This is a genomic window from Sphingobium sp. CFD-2 (assembly GCF_024611135.1).
Lineage (GTDB): Bacteria > Pseudomonadota > Alphaproteobacteria > Sphingomonadales > Sphingomonadaceae > Sphingobium > Sphingobium fuliginis.
This window is the reverse complement of sequence record NZ_CP084405.1, coordinates 593,838-609,236: the sequence shown is the minus strand read 5'-3', so window position 1 is coordinate 609,236 and position 15,399 is coordinate 593,838. Positions and strand designations below refer to the sequence as shown.

The following is a 15,399-nucleotide window of genomic DNA, read 5'->3' as shown; positions in this document are numbered from 1 at the left end:
CCGGCAACCGTCAAGCACTCAGCTTCGACGGCCTTCTTGCCCCGAAAGGGTAAAAATAGCGTTAGGAGTTAAGTTATTGGCAAATCAGTTGATTAAAATCAGCCGATCAGCAGTTCCCGAGGCGCCGGATGACCGAGAAAAGCCGCCGGGCTGGCCGAGGCGCCATAGGCCCCCGCCAGGAAGATCGCGATCAGGTCGCCCTCCTCCACCGGCGGCAGCGCGACCTTGTCCCCAAGCCTGTCGATGGGCGTGCAGAGGCAACCCGCGACCGTTACGGCCTCCGCCGCGGGCGCTTCCCCGAAGCGATTGGCGACGGCGATGGGATAGTTGCGGCGCACCACCGTGCCGAAATTGCCGCTCGCCGCGAGCTGGTGATGCAGCCCGCCATCGACGATGACGAAGGTTTCGCCCTGGCTCTTCTTCACATCGACGATGCGGGTGAGGTAAACGCCCGCCTCCCCCACCAGCCAGCGGCCCAGTTCCATGGCGAAGGCGCTGTCCTGCAATATGTCCGCCCGCCCGTCGAGCAGCCGGCCCAGCGCGTCCCCGATGGGCCGGATGTCCAGCCGTTCGTCGCCGGGAAAATAGGGAATGCCAAAGCCGCCGCCCAGATTGACCAGCGGGGGCACCGCGCCGATGCTGTCGGACAGGCGGGTGGCGAGATCGATGGTTGCCGCCTGCGTCTCGATCAGCGCCTGCGTCCCCAGCGCCTGGCTGCCGGCGAAGATATGCCAGCCGCGCCATTGGGCCCCCGCATCGATTACCCAGCGCGCCAGCGCCGCCGCGCGCTCCGCGTCCACGCCGAAGGGCTTGGCGCCGCCGCCCATGCGCATGCCGGACCCCTTCAGGTCGAAATCCGGGTTCACCCGCACCGCCAGCTTCGGCGTCCTGCCCCGCCGCTCCGCAAGGGCGATGGCCCGTCGCGCCTCCCCCTCCGACTCAAGGTTGATCGTCGCGCCGCTGTCTATGGCGACGATCAATTCATCGTCGCGCTTTCCCGGCCCGGCGAAGCTGATATGGGCAGCGTCCATCCCCGCCTCCAGCGCCCGGGCCAGTTCCCCGCCCGACGCCACGTCGAAGCCGTCCACCAGCTTCGCCATGCGCTCCAGCAGGGGCGCATGGGGATTGGCCTTCACCGCATAATGGAGCGACAGCGTCGCTGGCATGGCGTCGCGAAAGGCCCGCGCCTGCTCCTCTACGATGCCCATGTCATAGACGAACAGCGGCGTGTCCCCGGCCTCCTCCACCAGGCTCGCCGCGCCGCAGCCGCCGATCAGCAACATGCCCTCCTCCCCGATGAAGACGGGCGGGATCGGTCCCATCGGCTTCATGCCGCAAATTCCTTCGCCAGCGCCACGCGGTCGATCTTGCCATTGGGATTGCGGGGAAATTCGGAAAGCATGACGATCTCGCGCGGTTGCATGAAATTGGGAAGCTCCTGCCGAAGCCGTGCCTCCACCTGCGCCTTTAGCTCCGGCGAAGCGCCGCGCAACAGCAACAGCACCGCCTGCCCCAGACGATCGTCCCGGACGCCCAGCGCAACCGCTTCGGCAATGCCCTCCACCGCGACGGCCGCTTCCTCGACCTCCGTGGGGCTGATGCGGTTGCCGGCGGACTTGATCATGGCGTCATCGCGTCCGACAAAATAAAGCAGTCCCCGCGCATCCCGGCGCACGGTATCGCCCGACCACACCGCCATGCCGCCATAGCGGGAGGCGACGGGCGCCGGTTTGAACCGTTCCGCCGTGCGCGCCGGATCGCGCCAATAGCCCTGCGCCACCAGCGGCCCGCAATGCACCAGTTCACCCGGCTCATCGTCGCCCGCAATCGAACCGTCCGGGCGAACGACCAGTATCTCCGCATGGGGAATGGCCGATCCCATGCTGTCGGGGCGGCTTTCCACCAGCGCGGGCGGCAAATAGGTCGAGCGGAACGCCTCGGTCAGTCCATACATGGGGTAGAGGTCCGCGCGCGGAAACAGCGCCCGCAACTTCGCCACCAGGGGCCGCGTCAGCGCGCCGCCGCTATTGGTGAGCCGCCTGAGCTTCGCCGCCACATCGGCGGGCCAGTCCAGTTCGGTCAACTGCACCCAGAGCGGGGGCACCCCCGCCAAGGTGGTGATGTCCCACCGATCCACCGCCTTCACCACGTCGCGCGGCGTCAGATAATCGAGCGGACAGGCGCATCCGCCGGCGAACCATGTGGAAAACAACTGATTCTGCCCATAATCGAAGCTGAAGGGGAGCACGCAAAGCGTCCGGTCCTCCGCCGTCAGCTTCAGATATTCCGCCACCGATACAGCGCCCAGCCAGAGATTGGCGTGGCTCAGCATCACGCCCTTGGGCCGCCCGGTCGATCCGCTGGTGTAGAGGATTGCGGCCAGTTCGTCGGGCGCGGCATGGGACGGGGCCAGCGCCTCCCCGCCGCTCATCGCGCAGGCCGCATCATCCTCCCGGTGGAGGTCGCATCGCCCCGGCACGTCGCCCGGCGACAGGGTCGCCAGACGGCTGGCCGTCCCGATCAGCAGCGACGCGCCGCTGTCCGCCAATATGTGCGCGACCTGGGCATGTTTGAGCAGCGGATTGACCGGCACATGAACCAGCCCGGCGCGGGGCGCGGCGAGCGGCATCAGGGCCGCGACCGGGCCCTTTGCGACCCAGCTTGCGACTCGCGCGCCCTTGTCCAGCCCGAATCGGGCAAGCCATGCCGCCAGCCGCCCCAATGTCGCTTCCAGATCCGCATAGCTTTGCGTGCCCGACCGCCCGTCCAGCGCGGGCCGTTCCGCGTCGCCGCGCAGCAGCAGATGGTCGATCGGCCGCACCTGCGCGCCGTCGATCATGGGGTCCGCCATGGGCGCGGGGGAATCGCTTAACTCCATCTCCAGACTTTTTTCCTAAAGGCGATGCTGTCGACGGGGAGATAATGGTTTGCTGGTCGCAAGGGAATATCGCAGCGTCGCCCAAGCGCGTCAGGTGCTGGGTTCAGCGCTCGACCGCGCCGGCACGCCGTCGCTGTTCGACCGCATCGACTGGTTCGAATCGCTCCATGCGCATTGCTTTTCCACGACGGACGTCCGCATCTTCCAGGCGTTGGAGGGGGAGTGTCAGGCATGGCTTTTCCTGCTTTCGTCCGGAGCGGGACGGCTGGGCGCGCTCGCCAACTGGTACAGCTTCGATTGGGGGCCGGTCTTCCTTGGCCCTTTGGACGAGACCGTCCGTCGTCGCCTGATCGAAGTCATCGCCCAGTCTCTGTTGGCGGACAGCGCCCAGATCGACCTCTATCCGGTCACGGCCGCGTCGGACATGCTGCTCGACGCCTTTCGCCGTGCAGGCTGGTTCAGCGTCCGGCGGCCGATGGGGGGGCGGCATATGCTGCACCTGAATGGGCGGACTTTCGAGCAATATTGGGCGCAACGGCCCGGCCGCCTGCGTACGCTGATCGCGCGCAAGAACCGTGCGAGCCGCTTCACCCTCAGCATCGCGGACCAGCTGACCGAGGCGCTGTGGCGCGACTATGCCGCCGTGCAGGAACGAAGCTGGAAGAAGCCGGAGGCCGATCTTGGCTTTCTCCATGCGCTGGCCCAGCGGGAAAGCGCCGCCGGGACGCTCCGGCTGGGCTTTGCGCGGCTGGAGGAGCAGCCGGTGGCGACCCAGCTATGGACGGTGGAGAACGGCACCGCCCTCATTCACAAGCTGGCCCATGATCAGGCGTTCGACGGCGCCTCCCCCGGCAGCCTGCTCAGCCATGCGATGTTCGCGCACGCCATCGATCGCGATCATGTCGCGACGATCGATTATGGAACGGGCGACAATGGCTACAAGACCGACTGGATGGAGGAACGGGAAACGCTCTACCGGCTGGATTTCTTCAACCCCCGACGCGCTTCGGTCTGGCTGCCCGCCGCGCGTGCGGCCATTTCGGCGCTTGTAGGTTAGCGGCGGAACGACTAGGTAGGCGCCCATCATGCGGGCGGACAATGCACAACCGGTCGACCGGGCAATGGATATTGAAACGATGATGCGCGCCTTGCTGCGCGATGTGCTGGCCCTGTCGCAGGACCGGGTCGACGCCTTCGATGCGGATACGCCGCTGTTCGGCGCGCTGCCGGAACTGGACTCCATGGCCGTTGCGGGCCTGCTCACTGAGATGGAGGACCGCTTCGGCATCCTGATCGAGGACGAGGATATAGACGGCGATACGTTCGAGACGTTCGGCTCGCTCGTCGCCTTTGCGCGGGCGAAGATCGGGGGCTGAATTTCGGTTTGCGGCGTGTGGAAACAGGTTTCTCCGCGCTGGCGGATTTTGAAGGGGTGAGGACGGTCGGATGGCGGGGATGCCCGATCCGTCGTTGGGGAAGGCAGGATTGCAAGGTCGGTCCTGACGCATGCCAAGCCCCTGTCTGGTCGAGTGACGCCCTTTCCGTCTCAAGGCCGCCGCAACTCGCCACCACCATGGCCGGGAACGTCGTTCGGACTCCATGAACCGGTCCGGTCAACTTCCTCCCTTTCCTCCGTCCCCCACCTTGCTCTATGGCGGGGGCCGAATTTCCCAAGGGGAACGCCAACTTGATCCTTGACCTTGCCGCCGCCGCTTCGGGGGCCATCCGCTTCGACCAGCTCGGCCTCAGCCCTGTCGCGCTCGACCTCGGCTTCTTCACGCTGAAATGGTACAGCCTCGCCTATCTGGCGGGCATATTGATCGGCTACTGGTATCTGCTGAAGCTGATCGCCCAGCCCGGTTCGCCCATGGCGCGCCGCCATGCCGACGACATGATCTTCTACGCGACGCTGGGCATCATCATCGGCGGGCGGCTGGCCTATGTCTTCTTCTACCAGCCCGAAATCCTCCGCCATCCGCTGGACATCTTCAAGCTGTGGAACGGCGGCATGTCCTTCCATGGCGGGGCCATCGGCGTGTCGCTCGGCATCCTCTACATGGCGCGCAAGGAGAAGCTCTCCTGGCTGCGCATCCATGATTTCGTGGCCTGCTGCGTGCCCTTCGGCCTGTTTTTCGGCCGCCTCGCCAATTTCGTGAACGGGGAGCTGTGGGGCAAGGAAACCGATGTGCCGTGGGCGATTATCTTCCCGACCGGCGGCGCCTTCCCCCGCCATCCGAGCCAGCTTTACGAGGCTTTCCTGGAAGGCATAGTGCTGTTCCTGATCCTCGCCTTCGCCTTCTGGAAGACCCGCGCCCGCTACAAGCCCGGCATGCTGGTGGGCATCTTCCTGCTTGGCTATGGCATCTTCCGCTTCGGCGTCGAATATTTCCGCGAGGCCGACGCGCAGCTCATGGAATTCGCCGCGCGCACCGGCCTGCACATGGGCCAGTGGCTGTGCGTGCCGATGATCCTGGGCGGCCTGTACCTGATCTTCACCGCCAGGAGCCGCCGCGTGCGCGTGGAACCGGTCGCGGGCAGCGCGAGTGTCAGCTGAACCCAGCCTGTCGGAACGCCTGGCGCGCCAGATCGCGTCGGGCGGGCCGATCTCCATCGCCCATTATATGGCGGAGGCGAACCAGCATTATTACGGCACTCGCGACCCGCTGGGCGCCGCCGGCGACTTCACCACCGCGCCGGAGATCAGCCAGATGTTCGGGGAACTGGTCGGACTATGCCTGGCGGACGTCTGGATGCGGTCGGGCAGCCGGCCGGAGATCGGCTATGTCGAACTAGGCCCCGGCCGCGGCACGCTCGCTTCCGATGCCCTCCGGGCCATGGCCGGCCTGTCGCTCGTCCCACGGGTGCATTTCGTGGAGACCAGCCCCAGCCTGCGGGAGCGGCAAAGGACGATCATCCCCAACATCTTCCATCACGACACTGTCTCCAGCCTGCCCGAACAGGGGCCGCTGCTGGTCGTCGCCAACGAATTTTTCGACGCGCTGCCCGTGCGCCAGATCGTGCGCAGCGGAAAGGAATGGCGCGAACGGGTGGTGATCTGCCCCGATCCGGGCGAACCCGATCGTTTCGCGCCCATGGCTGGCTATCGCCGCGTCGAGTCGGGCATCCCCGCCCTCGCCGCCGAAGCGCCGGAAGGCGCGATATTGGAAACGCCGCTGGCCGGGGCCGCGGTCGCGCTGGAACTCGCGCACAGGATCGCCCGGCAGGGCGGCGCCGCGATCATCGTCGACTACGGCTATGAGGGGCCGGCCTTGGGGGACACGTTGCAGGCGGTGCGAGCGCACCGCTTCGCCGACCCCTTTCTGGAGCCGGGCGAAAGCGACCTCACCACCCATGTCGACTTCACCATGATCGGCAATATGGCGCGGCAGGCGGGGCTTCGGGTGATGGGGCCGGTCGGTCAGGGCGCCTTCCTGCGCCGGCTGGGCATCGACGCCCGCGCCGATCAGCTCGCCCGCACGACGCCGGCCCGCGCCGAGGAGGTGGAGGCAGCCCGCCTGCGGCTGACCGCCGGGGATGCCATGGGGACGCTGTTCAAGGCGATGGCCTGGGTGCACCCGGATTGGGCGGAACCGGCGGGGTTTGAGGGTTAGAGTATCCGTGATGATCAAGCTGGAGATTGCGTCCAGCATCGATCGGCTTTGAGCATGGCGTTCGCGGTGACGACGAGCTTTCGCATGACGGCGGTGATGGCGATCTTGGCGGGCTTCCCGGCAGTAACGAGCTGCTGATATTTTGCCTTGAGATCGGGATTGTACCGGGCGGCGACGAGGGCCGGCATATAGAGAGCCTGCCGCACGTTGGCGCGTCCGCCGCGGATGAAGGTCTTGCCTTTCCATTGTCCGGACTGTCGAGCGACGGGGGCGAGACCGGCGAGGGATGCGGCCTGCTTGTTCTCGAGGCTGCCGAGTTCGGGCATGGTGGCGATGAGCTGGTTGGCGGTCAGCGTTCCGACGCCGGCGATGCTGGTGAGGATCTCATGCCGGCGGGCGAGCGCGGCATCGGCGGCGATCAGGTTGGCGATCTCGGTATCGAGCGCCTCGATATGCCGTTCGATCTGCTCGAGCCGCTGCCGGCACTGGCGCTTGAGGAAGGCGATGGTGAGGTTCTTCTCGCGATTCTTGAGCGCGGTGCGATCGCGCACGAGGCCGTCTCGGGCATTGATGAGCTCCGCTATCTGCGCCTGCTGTGCGCTTCGAGCGGGTCTGACCGGCGGCTGCAAGGTGGCCGCCATACGGGCCAGCAACATGGCATCGATGCGATCGGTCTTGGCCAGAATGCCAGTCGCCTGGGCGAAGCGCCGGGCGCGCTCCGGGTTGAGCTTCACGCAGGGCCAGTCGGCCAGAGCCGCCTCCAGCGCCCGATGATAGGTGCCCGTTGCCTCATAGGCGATCCGCTCGACCGGCCATTGTCGCAGCCAGGCGATCAGTGCCTTGTGGCCCTTGGCCGTGTTGGTGAACTGGCGCTCGACGCCGATGGGGTGAGCATAGCAATCGAGGCTCGCTTTGGAGATGTCGATGCCGATCGTCTGTGGTAGATTGTCGCTCATCTTTTCCGCTGTCCCATGCTTGTCATCCGGGTCCAAAACCCCGGTATCCGTTCGGGCCGACACGAAAAGAAAGGGGCGATCCTACTCTAACCCGGTCCCACAACGACCGGCGCTTTCACGATCCGTCCCCTTCCGCCCGGGCCGGGGTGGCCACCCCGGCCCGGGCAATCCAGCATGACCCAAACGGACCGCAATGTCATAAGACAAGCGTTTTCCAAGCAGATGGAATCATCTGCTGACTCGGAAAACGCGACAAAACAAAAACTTAGAGCAGTCGAGCCGATGCAATCGGATCGGAATCTGCTCTAGGGGTTGTGGGGATTTAGGATTCCCATTTGTTGGGAGATGTGATTGACGCTCTGGATGGACCGTTTCGTACTGACCGACGCCCAATGGGCAAAGATGGAGCCACATTGTCTGGGTAAGCCGACTGACCCTGGGCGGAGCGGAAGGGACAACCGGCTATTCATGGAGGCGGTGCTGTGGATTGTTCGCACGGGCAGTCCATGGCGTGATCTGCCCGCCATGTTCGGCAACTGGAGTACGGCGTTCAGGCGGTTTCGCGATTGGCGGGAAGCCGATATTTTCAAGCGTATTTTCGATGTGCTGTCGGAGGAACCCGACATGGAATACGCCATGGTCGATGCGACCATCGTCAAGGTTCACCGGCATGGCCAGGGCGCAAAAGGGGGACTCAGGGCCAGGCCATTGGTCGCTCAAAAGGCGGCATGACGACCAAGATTCTGGCGCTGACCGATGCCTTGGGCAATCTGGTGCGCTTCGAGTTGCTGCCGGGCAACCGCTACGACACCATAGGCGTCGCACCGTTGATCGACGGTATTGAGTTCGGTGCCCTGCTGGGCGACAAGGCCTTCGATTCCAACTGGATTGTACAGGATCTTGATCAGCGTGGGGCGAAGGTTGTCATTTCACAACATCCCGGCCGCGCCCAAAAGCTCAAGATCGACGTCGAGATGTACAAATGGCGTCACCTGATCGAAAACTTCTTCTCCAAACTTAAGGAATTCAAACGCATCGCTATGCGTGCCTGCAAAACCGACCAGAGCTTCTCTGCAATGATCTATCTCGCCGCAGCCATCATCAACTCACGATGAATCCCCACAAACCCTAGAGCGCGTTGCGTTAAATCGGACGCAGGCCGCGCGCTCCAAGCTTTTGTCGTCGCATCCTTTTAAACGCAAAACCGGTTCCCACTTTTGCGCACGATGCTCTGGCGATCATCCCTGGGCATGACCCCGCTGGATTGAAACCTGCCATGTTCCTGCCTTCGCAGGCGCATGGTACGCCCAAATCCCTCAATCTTCCTGATGATAGCGGCTGAGCCTGCGGATGAAGCCGATCAGACCCGTCTGGCGGCTGCGCTTCATGCGTTCGGCGTGCAGGATCGTCTGGACGCGCTGGAAGCAATCCTCCGCATCGACATTGCACAGGACATAATCATAGCCGTCCCAGTGCGCGATCTCTCCCGCCGCGCGGGCCATGCGGCCTTCGATCACCTCATTGCTGTCCGTCGCCCGACCGCGCAGGCGACGCTCCAGTTCCTCCATCGACGGCGGCAGGATGAACACCCGCACCACGTCACCGCCCGCAATCTGGTGGAGTTGCTGCGCGCCCTGCCAATCGATGTCGAACAGAACGTCGCGGCCGGACTTCAGCATCGCCTCCACCGGAGCGCGGGGCGTGCCGTAGCGCTGCCCGAAGACATGCGCCCATTCCAGGAATTCGTGATCGGCGGTCATCCGCCGGAATTCCTCCAGATCGACGAAATGATAATCCTTGCCGTCGACCTCCCCCGGCCGCATCGGCCGCGTGGTCGCGGAAACCGACATGGCAAGATCCGGCTCCGCAGCCAGCAGCTTGCGCGCGATGGTGGATTTACCGGCGCCAGAGGGCGAGGAAAGAACGAACAGGACGCCGCGGCGCTTGAAATCGGGCGTCTCTATGGAGATGCTGTCGGCCATGGCCGCTCTTGGCGTCATGGACGGGATTTGGCAAGGGGGACTGTCGCTCCGTCAGCCCTTGCGGGCCTTGCGCGCTTCCTCGATCAGGATCGGCGGCGGACTGCCGTCCGGCAGGGCCTTGACCTTGCGCTTGCGATCCGCCTCACGCTTCGCCTCATAGACCTTTCCGGCCATATAGGCGCCCGTCACGAACAGCGTGCCCATGGGATGACGCATGATGAGCCGCTTGGCCCCCATGCCGGCCAGCAGGCCGATCACGCCCTTCTTGCCGGTATCGGCGGCCACCCGCGCCGCGACGACGGTCGCACCGACGCGGGCCGCCTTTCTGAGCAGCCCGTCCTTGCGGGGCGGGCGGACGGTGATCAGCGGCTGGTCGGGCGATTTTTTCCTCATGGGACATCAATGTACCGCAGCGCGACCGGTTCCACCATGCCGATGTCGATCAGACCATATTTTCGGGCCGGACAAGCCGGTCGAAGCTTTCCCCATCGACCAACCCCAATTGCAGGCCCGCCTCCTTCAGCGTCAGCCCTTCGGCATGGGCGTGTTTCGCGATCCTGGCGGCATTGTCATAGCCGATTTCGGGCGCGAGCGCGGTGACCAGCATCAGCGACCGGTCGACCAGCTCGGCAATCCGCCTCTCATTCGCCTCCAGCCCGTCGACGCAGCGTTCTGCGAAACTGTCCATGCCGACGCTGAGCAGATGGATAGACCGCAGCACCGCCGCGCCGATCATCGGCTTGAAGACATTGAGTTCCAGATGCCCCTGCAGGCCGCCGACCGTCGCCGCCTGATGATTGCCGATGACCTGCGCGGCGACCATGGTCAGCATCTCGCACTGGGTGGGATTGACCTTGCCGGGCATGATCGAACTGCCCGGTTCATTGGCCGGCAGGTCGAGTTCGCCAAGGCCCGAGCGCGGGCCGCTGCCCAGCAGGCGGATGTCGTTGGCGATCTTGGTCAGCGCCACTGCCAGCGTCGCCAGGGTGGAGGACAGGTGCACCAGCGGATCGTTGGAGGCGAGCGCCTCGAACTTGTTGTCGGCGGTCCGGAACGGCAGGCCGGTCAGCGCCGCGATTTCCTTCGCCACCGCCACGTCGAAGCCCGCCGGCGCGTTGAGGCCGGTGCCGACCGCCGTGCCGCCCTGCGCCAGCGCCATCATGCCGTGCATGACCGCCGGCTCGATCCGCTTGCGGCTGCGGTAGAGTTGATGGGCGTAGCCGGAAAATTCCTGGCCCAGCGTCAGCGGCGTCGCGTCCTGCAGATGGGTGCGGCCGATCTTCACGATGCCCTCCCACGCCTTCGCCCTGGCGTCTAGGGCGGCGTGGAGCCGGTCGAGCGCCGGGAACAGAGCCGCGGTGGCGGCCCGCGCCGCCGCAATGTGCAGGGCGGTCGGGAAGCTGTCATTGGACGACTGGCCCATATTCACATGGTCGTTGGGGTGGACCGGGCTCTTGCCGCCGCGCTTGCCGGTCAGGGCCTCATTGGCGATGCCCGCGATCACCTCATTGACGTTCATGTTGGATTGGGTGCCGCTGCCGGTCTGCCAGATGACGAGCGGGAACTGGTCGTCATGGTTGCCCGCGACGACCTGCGCCGCCGCCGCCTCGATTGCATCCGCCAGGCCCGAATCGAGTCCGTGTGCTCGATTGACCCGCGCCGCCGCCTGTTTCACGATGGCTAGCGCGTGGACGATGCCGATCGGCATGCGTTCTCCGGGGCCGAAGGGGAAATTCTCGATGCTCCGCTGGGTCTGCGCGCCCCAATAGGCGCTGGCGGGCACTTCGATGGCGCCGATGCTGTCGGTTTCGGTGCGGCTGTCGTTCAAGTCGGGCACTCCCATGATGTCGCCGGAGTGCCGTCAATCTGGGGAGCGCCCGCTCCTGTTTCCAGCCTTATTTCTTCTTGCCGAAGTCCACGGTCACGACATTGGAGCCGTCCTCCGTCGTCACCTGCGGCGCGTCATTTTCCGCCTCTTCATGCGGTTCGGGCGCAATGTCGGCCTGCGCCTGGAACTGGAGCGCGAAATTCACCGCCGGATCGACGAAGGCCGTGATCGCCGCGAAGGGAATATGCAGATGCGCCGCCACCTGGTTGAAGGTCAGGCTGACCCCGAAGGCGTCGTCGCTGACCTTCAGGTCCCAGAATTTGTTCTGGAGGACGATGGTCATCTCGTCAGGGAAGCGTTCGACCAGATGGCGCGGAATATCGACTCCAGCCGCCTGCGTCTTGAACGTGATGTAGAAATGATGCGCGCCGGGAAGGCCGCCCGTCCGTTCGATTTCCCCCAGCACGCGGCCGACGACGGCGCGCAGGGCCTCCTGCACGATTTCGTCATAGGGAATCAGGCTGTCGGGCAGGTCGTCGCTCATGCGCCAATGTCCTAACGGCGCGGCGGCGCGGGTCAAGTGCGCGCTATAGGTGCAACGCCACATTGCAACGGCCGTCCACTTCGTTATAGGGCGCTGCCATGCGCACGGCCGACATTCACCGCAACACTGCGGAAACGCAGATCGACGTGACCGTCAACCTGGACGGCACCGGCATCTACACCGTTTCGACGGGCATCGGTTTCCTGGATCACATGATCGAGCAACTGTCGCGTCACTCGCTGATCGACATGGACGTGAAGACCGTCGGCGACCTGCATGTGGACCAGCATCACACGACCGAGGACACGGCCATCGCCATTGGCGAGGCGGTGGCGAAGGCGCTGGGCGACAAGCGCGGCATTTCCCGCTACGGCAGCGTCTATTCCCCGATGGACGAGACGCTGACCCGCGTGTCGCTGGACATTTCGGGACGCCCCTGGCTGGTGTTCAAGGTGGACTTCACCGTGCAGCGCATCGGGGAATGGGACAGCGAGATGGTGGAGCATTTCTTCCACAGCTTCGCCCAGGCCGCCGGGATCACGCTGCACATCGAAAATCTCTACGGCAGCAACAACCATCATATCGTCGAAAGCTGCTTCAAGGGCCTTGCCCGCGCGTTGCGGCAGGCGGTGGAGATCGACCCGCGCAAGGCCGACGCCATTCCTTCGACCAAGGGAATGCTGTGACCGCGCTTGCCCTGATCGACTATGGCGCGGGCAACCTTCATTCGGTGCACAACGCCCTGCGCAAGGCGGGGGCGGACGACGCCGTCATCACCGCCGATCCGGATGTCGTGGCAGGGGCGGACCGCATCGTCCTGCCGGGCGTCGGCGCCTTCCGCGCCTGCCGCGATGCGCTGGTCGCGATTCCCGGCATGGTGGAGGCGATGAACGAGGCCGTCCGCCAGCGCGGCGTCCCCTTTCTGGGCGTGTGCGTGGGCATGCAGTTGCTGGCCGATGCTGGGGAAGAGTTCGGCCGGCACGAGGGGCTGGGCTGGATAGGCGGCACCGTCCGGCTGATCGAGCCGCGCGATCCGGCGATCAAGGTGCCGCACATGGGCTGGAACGACGTGGCCCTGCGCGGCACGCCTCCGCTGCTGGAAGCGGGCGAGGCCTATTTCCTGCACAGCTATCATTTCGAAGCCGCCGACCCGGCGCATGTCGCCGCCGTCACCGATCATGGCGGGCCGCTGGTCGCGGCGGTGGCGCGCGACACCATCATCGGCTGTCAGTTTCACCCGGAAAAGAGCCAGAGCTACGGCCTTTCCTTCCTCTCCCGTTTTCTGGATTGGCGTCCATGAGCCTGATCGTTTTCCCCGCCATCGACCTCAAGGGCGGCCAGGTCGTGCGCCTGGCCGAAGGCGACATGAACCGCGCCACCGTCTATGGCGACAATCCCGCCGCCCAGGCGATATTGTTCGCGGAAGCGGGCGCGCAGCATCTGCATGTGGTCGATCTGGACGGCAGCTTCGCGGGCCATGCGGTCAATGCCGAAGCGGTCGAGGCCATCGTGGCGGCCTTTCCCGGCCATGTGCAGCTGGGCGGGGGCATCCGCAACCGGGAGGCGGTGGAGCGCTGGTTCGACCTGGGCGTGTCGCGCATCGTCATCGGCACGGCGGCCCTGAAGGACCCGGGCTTCGTCAAGGCGGCGGCACAGGACTTCCCCGGCGGGATCGTGGTGGCGGTGGATGCGCGGGACGGCTTCGTCGCGACGGACGGCTGGGCGGAGAAGTCCGACATGCCGGTGGTCGACCTTGCCCGCCGGTTCGAGGATGCGGGCGTCGCCAGCCTGCTGTTCACCGATGTCGGCCGCGACGGCCTGCTCAAGGGCTGCAACATCGATGCGACCGTCGATCTGGCCCGCGCCACGGACATTCCGGTGATCGCCAGCGGCGGCGTCGCGGGGATCGCGGACATCCGGGTGCTGAGCCTGCATGCCGACGAGGGCATTGAAGGCGTGATCACGGGCCGCGCGCTCTATGACGGGCGGCTGGACCTGAAGGCGGCGCTGGCGGTGGCGCAGGCGGCCGCATGACCGTCCGCACCCGCGTCATCCCCTGCCTGGACGTCGCCAATGGCCGCGTGGTCAAGGGCGTGAACTTCATCGATCTGCGCGACGCGGGCGATCCGGTCGAGCAGGCGAAGATTTACGACGCAGCGGGCGCGGATGAACTCTGCTTCCTGGACATCACCGCCACGCATGAGGCGCGCGGCACGATCATCGACGTGGTCCGGCGCACGGCGGAGGTCTGCTTCATGCCGGTGACGGTGGGCGGGGGCGTGCGCAGTCCGGAGGATGCCCGCGCCCTGCTGCTCGCGGGCGCGGACAAGGTCGCGGTGAACAGTGCGGCCGTCACCCGGCCCGAGGTGGTGGCGGACATCGCCGACCGCTTCGGCAGCCAGTGCGTCGTCGGCTCGGTCGATGCGCGGCGGGTGGGCGATGGCCGCTGGGAAATCTTCACCCATGGCGGCCGCAAGCCGACCGGCATCGATGCGCTGGAGCATGCGGTGCGGCTTGCCCAACTGGGCGCGGGCGAACTGCTGGTCACGTCCATGGACGGGGACGGGACCAAGGCGGGCTATGACCTTGCCCTTACCCGCGCCATTGCCGATGCGGTTTCGGTTCCGGTCATCGCCAGCGGCGGCGTCGGGACGCTCGATCATCTGGTCGAAGGCGTGGTGGAGGGGCATGCCAGCGCGGTGCTCGCGGCGTCCATATTTCATTTCGGTCAACATAGCATTGCTGAAGCGCATCAGGCGCTGGCGGCCGCCGGCATTGCGGTCCGGACCGCCTGACCGACCCGATTTCGCCGAAAAGCGTCGGTTGCCTTTACATTAACCGATATCGGCAGACCCATGTTAACCATGATGGCGCCGTTCCGCCTCCATTTAGTGGAACTGGCACGGTGCCTGCACCTCTTCCCGCACCTGACTCAATCAACAGCGGGGTGAAGATGATGAATGTGAACAAGCTGTTTCTGGCCGCTGGCGTGGCCGCTCTGATGGGCGCGGCGGCTCCGGCGGAAGCGACCTGGTGCTGGGGCAAGAAGTGCGGCGGCTCCAGCAGCTCGGGCGGTTCCTCGTCCGGCGGCACGCCGACGCCGGTGCCCGAACCGGAACAGATGGCGCTGTTCGGCCTTGGCGCCGCGGTGCTGGGCGCGCGGGTTTTCGTCGCCCGCCGCAAGCGCAAGTAAGTTTTCGTTTGACGGTTTGCGTGCGTGGCGCTTGATGGCGCCATGCGCGCGACCCTATTTAATCTTGAACGGACCATCCGCCAGCGGCGGCAGGCCGATCCCGATCAGTCCTATGTGGCCAAGCTGACCGCCAGGGGGCGCGGCAAGATCGCCCAGAAGCTGGGCGAAGAAGCCGTGGAGACGGTGATCGCCGCCATGGCGGCGGACCGCGAGGGCGCGATCGGCGAAAGCGCAGACCTGCTGTTCCATCTGCTGGTGCTGCTGGCCGACCTCGACATCGCGCTGGACGATGTGCTGGACGAACTCGACCGGCGCGAGGGCGTGTCGGGGATCGCGGAAAAGGCGTCGCGCAAGGGCGATTGAGCGCCCTTCCCGGAAAGATATTGCCGTTCCGGCGTTTGTCCGTC

At 65.5% G+C, this 15,399-nt stretch carries 18 protein-coding genes; 11 read left to right on the top strand and 7 right to left on the bottom strand.

The genetic code is table 11. From position 1 onward, the window contains the following. Positions 1 to 98: 98 nt before the first annotated feature. Both LDB29_RS02920 and LDB29_RS02915 read right to left on the bottom strand, forming a co-directional pair. Positions 99 to 1,331, bottom strand: coding sequence for a pyridoxal-dependent decarboxylase, exosortase A system-associated (locus tag LDB29_RS02920; RefSeq protein ID WP_025549645.1), 1,233 nt, complete (start codon positions 1,329 to 1,331; stop codon positions 99 to 101). Then, positions 1,328 to 2,839, bottom strand: a complete 1,512-nt coding sequence (locus tag LDB29_RS02915) for an acyl-CoA ligase (AMP-forming), exosortase A system-associated (protein WP_257556082.1) — start codon at positions 2,837 to 2,839, stop codon at positions 1,328 to 1,330. The genes LDB29_RS02920 and LDB29_RS02915 overlap by 4 nt, the downstream gene beginning before the upstream one ends. Positions 2,840 to 2,927: 88 nt before the next feature. Here LDB29_RS02915 and LDB29_RS02910 point away from each other — a divergent pair, with 88 nt between their 5' ends. The 4 genes from LDB29_RS02910 to LDB29_RS02895 all read left to right on the top strand — a co-directional run bounded on the left by LDB29_RS02910 (position 2,928) and on the right by LDB29_RS02895 (position 6,489). Next, positions 2,928 to 3,935, top strand: coding sequence for a GNAT family N-acetyltransferase (locus LDB29_RS02910; RefSeq protein ID WP_025549643.1), 1,008 nt, complete (start codon positions 2,928 to 2,930; stop codon positions 3,933 to 3,935). Positions 3,936 to 3,963: 28 nt separating this feature from the next. Further along, positions 3,964 to 4,254, top strand: a complete 291-nt coding sequence (locus tag LDB29_RS02905) for an acyl carrier protein (protein ID WP_025549642.1) — start codon at positions 3,964 to 3,966, stop codon at positions 4,252 to 4,254. Positions 4,255 to 4,529: 275 nt separating this feature from the next. After that, positions 4,530 to 5,432 carry a prolipoprotein diacylglyceryl transferase gene (lgt, locus tag LDB29_RS02900; RefSeq protein ID WP_173664357.1) on the top strand — a complete coding sequence of 301 codons (903 nt, stop codon included), beginning with the start codon at positions 4,530 to 4,532 and terminating at the stop codon, positions 5,430 to 5,432. Then, positions 5,422 to 6,489, top strand: a complete 1,068-nt coding sequence (locus LDB29_RS02895) for a class I SAM-dependent methyltransferase (protein WP_025549640.1) — start codon at positions 5,422 to 5,424, stop codon at positions 6,487 to 6,489. Before lgt ends, LDB29_RS02895 begins: the two co-directional genes overlap by 11 nt. Before the next feature lie 14 nt (positions 6,490 to 6,503). Here LDB29_RS02895 and LDB29_RS02890 read toward each other — a convergent pair whose 3' ends face one another. After that, positions 6,504 to 7,445 carry an IS110 family transposase gene (locus LDB29_RS02890; protein ID WP_099186995.1) on the bottom strand — a complete coding sequence of 314 codons (942 nt, stop codon included), beginning with the start codon at positions 7,443 to 7,445 and terminating at the stop codon, positions 6,504 to 6,506. A 363-nt stretch (positions 7,446 to 7,808) separates the two neighbouring features. Between LDB29_RS02890 and LDB29_RS02885 the strand changes: the two genes are divergently transcribed. Next, positions 7,809 to 8,560 (top strand): IS5 family transposase gene (locus LDB29_RS02885; RefSeq protein WP_148564693.1). Its coding sequence is split into 2 segments (ribosomal slippage): positions 7,809 to 8,139 and positions 8,139 to 8,560, totalling 753 coding nucleotides; the frame shifts between segments, so codons are not numbered across the junction. A gap of 201 nt (positions 8,561 to 8,761) precedes the next feature. On the opposite strand, the gene gmk is transcribed toward LDB29_RS02885, so the two are convergent. The 4 genes from gmk to LDB29_RS02865 all read right to left on the bottom strand — a co-directional run bounded on the left by gmk (position 8,762) and on the right by LDB29_RS02865 (position 11,799). Beyond that, positions 8,762 to 9,427, bottom strand: a complete 666-nt coding sequence (gmk, locus tag LDB29_RS02880) for a guanylate kinase (protein ID WP_257556081.1) — start codon at positions 9,425 to 9,427, stop codon at positions 8,762 to 8,764. A 51-nt stretch (positions 9,428 to 9,478) separates the two neighbouring features. Further along, positions 9,479 to 9,820, bottom strand: a complete 342-nt coding sequence (locus tag LDB29_RS02875) for a hypothetical protein (protein WP_257556080.1) — start codon at positions 9,818 to 9,820, stop codon at positions 9,479 to 9,481. 49 nt (positions 9,821 to 9,869) lie between these two features. After that, positions 9,870 to 11,255 (bottom strand): class II fumarate hydratase, encoded by a 1,386-nt coding sequence (gene fumC, locus LDB29_RS02870; protein ID WP_257556986.1) that lies wholly within the window; start codon positions 11,253 to 11,255, stop codon positions 9,870 to 9,872. A 67-nt stretch (positions 11,256 to 11,322) separates the two neighbouring features. After that, positions 11,323 to 11,799 carry an SspB family protein gene (locus LDB29_RS02865; RefSeq protein ID WP_044661853.1) on the bottom strand — a complete coding sequence of 159 codons (477 nt, stop codon included), beginning with the start codon at positions 11,797 to 11,799 and terminating at the stop codon, positions 11,323 to 11,325. Between the two features lie 98 nt (positions 11,800 to 11,897). On the opposite strand from LDB29_RS02865, the gene hisB reads away from it, so the two are divergent. The 6 genes from hisB to LDB29_RS02835 all read left to right on the top strand — a co-directional run bounded on the left by hisB (position 11,898) and on the right by LDB29_RS02835 (position 15,355). After that, positions 11,898 to 12,485, top strand: a complete 588-nt coding sequence (gene hisB / locus LDB29_RS02860) for an imidazoleglycerol-phosphate dehydratase HisB (RefSeq protein ID WP_025551758.1) — start codon at positions 11,898 to 11,900, stop codon at positions 12,483 to 12,485. Then, entirely contained in the window at positions 12,482 to 13,099 is a 618-nt protein-coding gene (gene hisH / locus LDB29_RS02855; RefSeq protein WP_025551759.1) for an imidazole glycerol phosphate synthase subunit HisH, read from the top strand. Before hisB ends, hisH begins: the two co-directional genes overlap by 4 nt. After that, positions 13,096 to 13,833 (top strand): 1-(5-phosphoribosyl)-5-[(5-phosphoribosylamino)methylideneamino]imidazole-4-carboxamide isomerase, encoded by a 738-nt coding sequence (gene hisA, locus LDB29_RS02850; protein ID WP_025551761.1) that lies wholly within the window; start codon positions 13,096 to 13,098, stop codon positions 13,831 to 13,833. Before hisH ends, hisA begins: the two co-directional genes overlap by 4 nt. Further along, positions 13,830 to 14,594 (top strand): imidazole glycerol phosphate synthase subunit HisF, encoded by a 765-nt coding sequence (gene hisF, locus LDB29_RS02845; RefSeq protein WP_044661851.1) that lies wholly within the window; start codon positions 13,830 to 13,832, stop codon positions 14,592 to 14,594. The genes hisA and hisF overlap by 4 nt, the downstream gene beginning before the upstream one ends. 161 nt (positions 14,595 to 14,755) lie before the next feature. Beyond that, positions 14,756 to 14,992, top strand: coding sequence for a PEP-CTERM sorting domain-containing protein (locus tag LDB29_RS02840; protein WP_025551763.1), 237 nt, complete (start codon positions 14,756 to 14,758; stop codon positions 14,990 to 14,992). A 42-nt stretch (positions 14,993 to 15,034) separates the two neighbouring features. Then, positions 15,035 to 15,355, top strand: a complete 321-nt coding sequence (locus tag LDB29_RS02835) for a phosphoribosyl-ATP diphosphatase (protein WP_025551765.1) — start codon at positions 15,035 to 15,037, stop codon at positions 15,353 to 15,355. Positions 15,356 to 15,399: the final 44 nt, after the last annotated feature.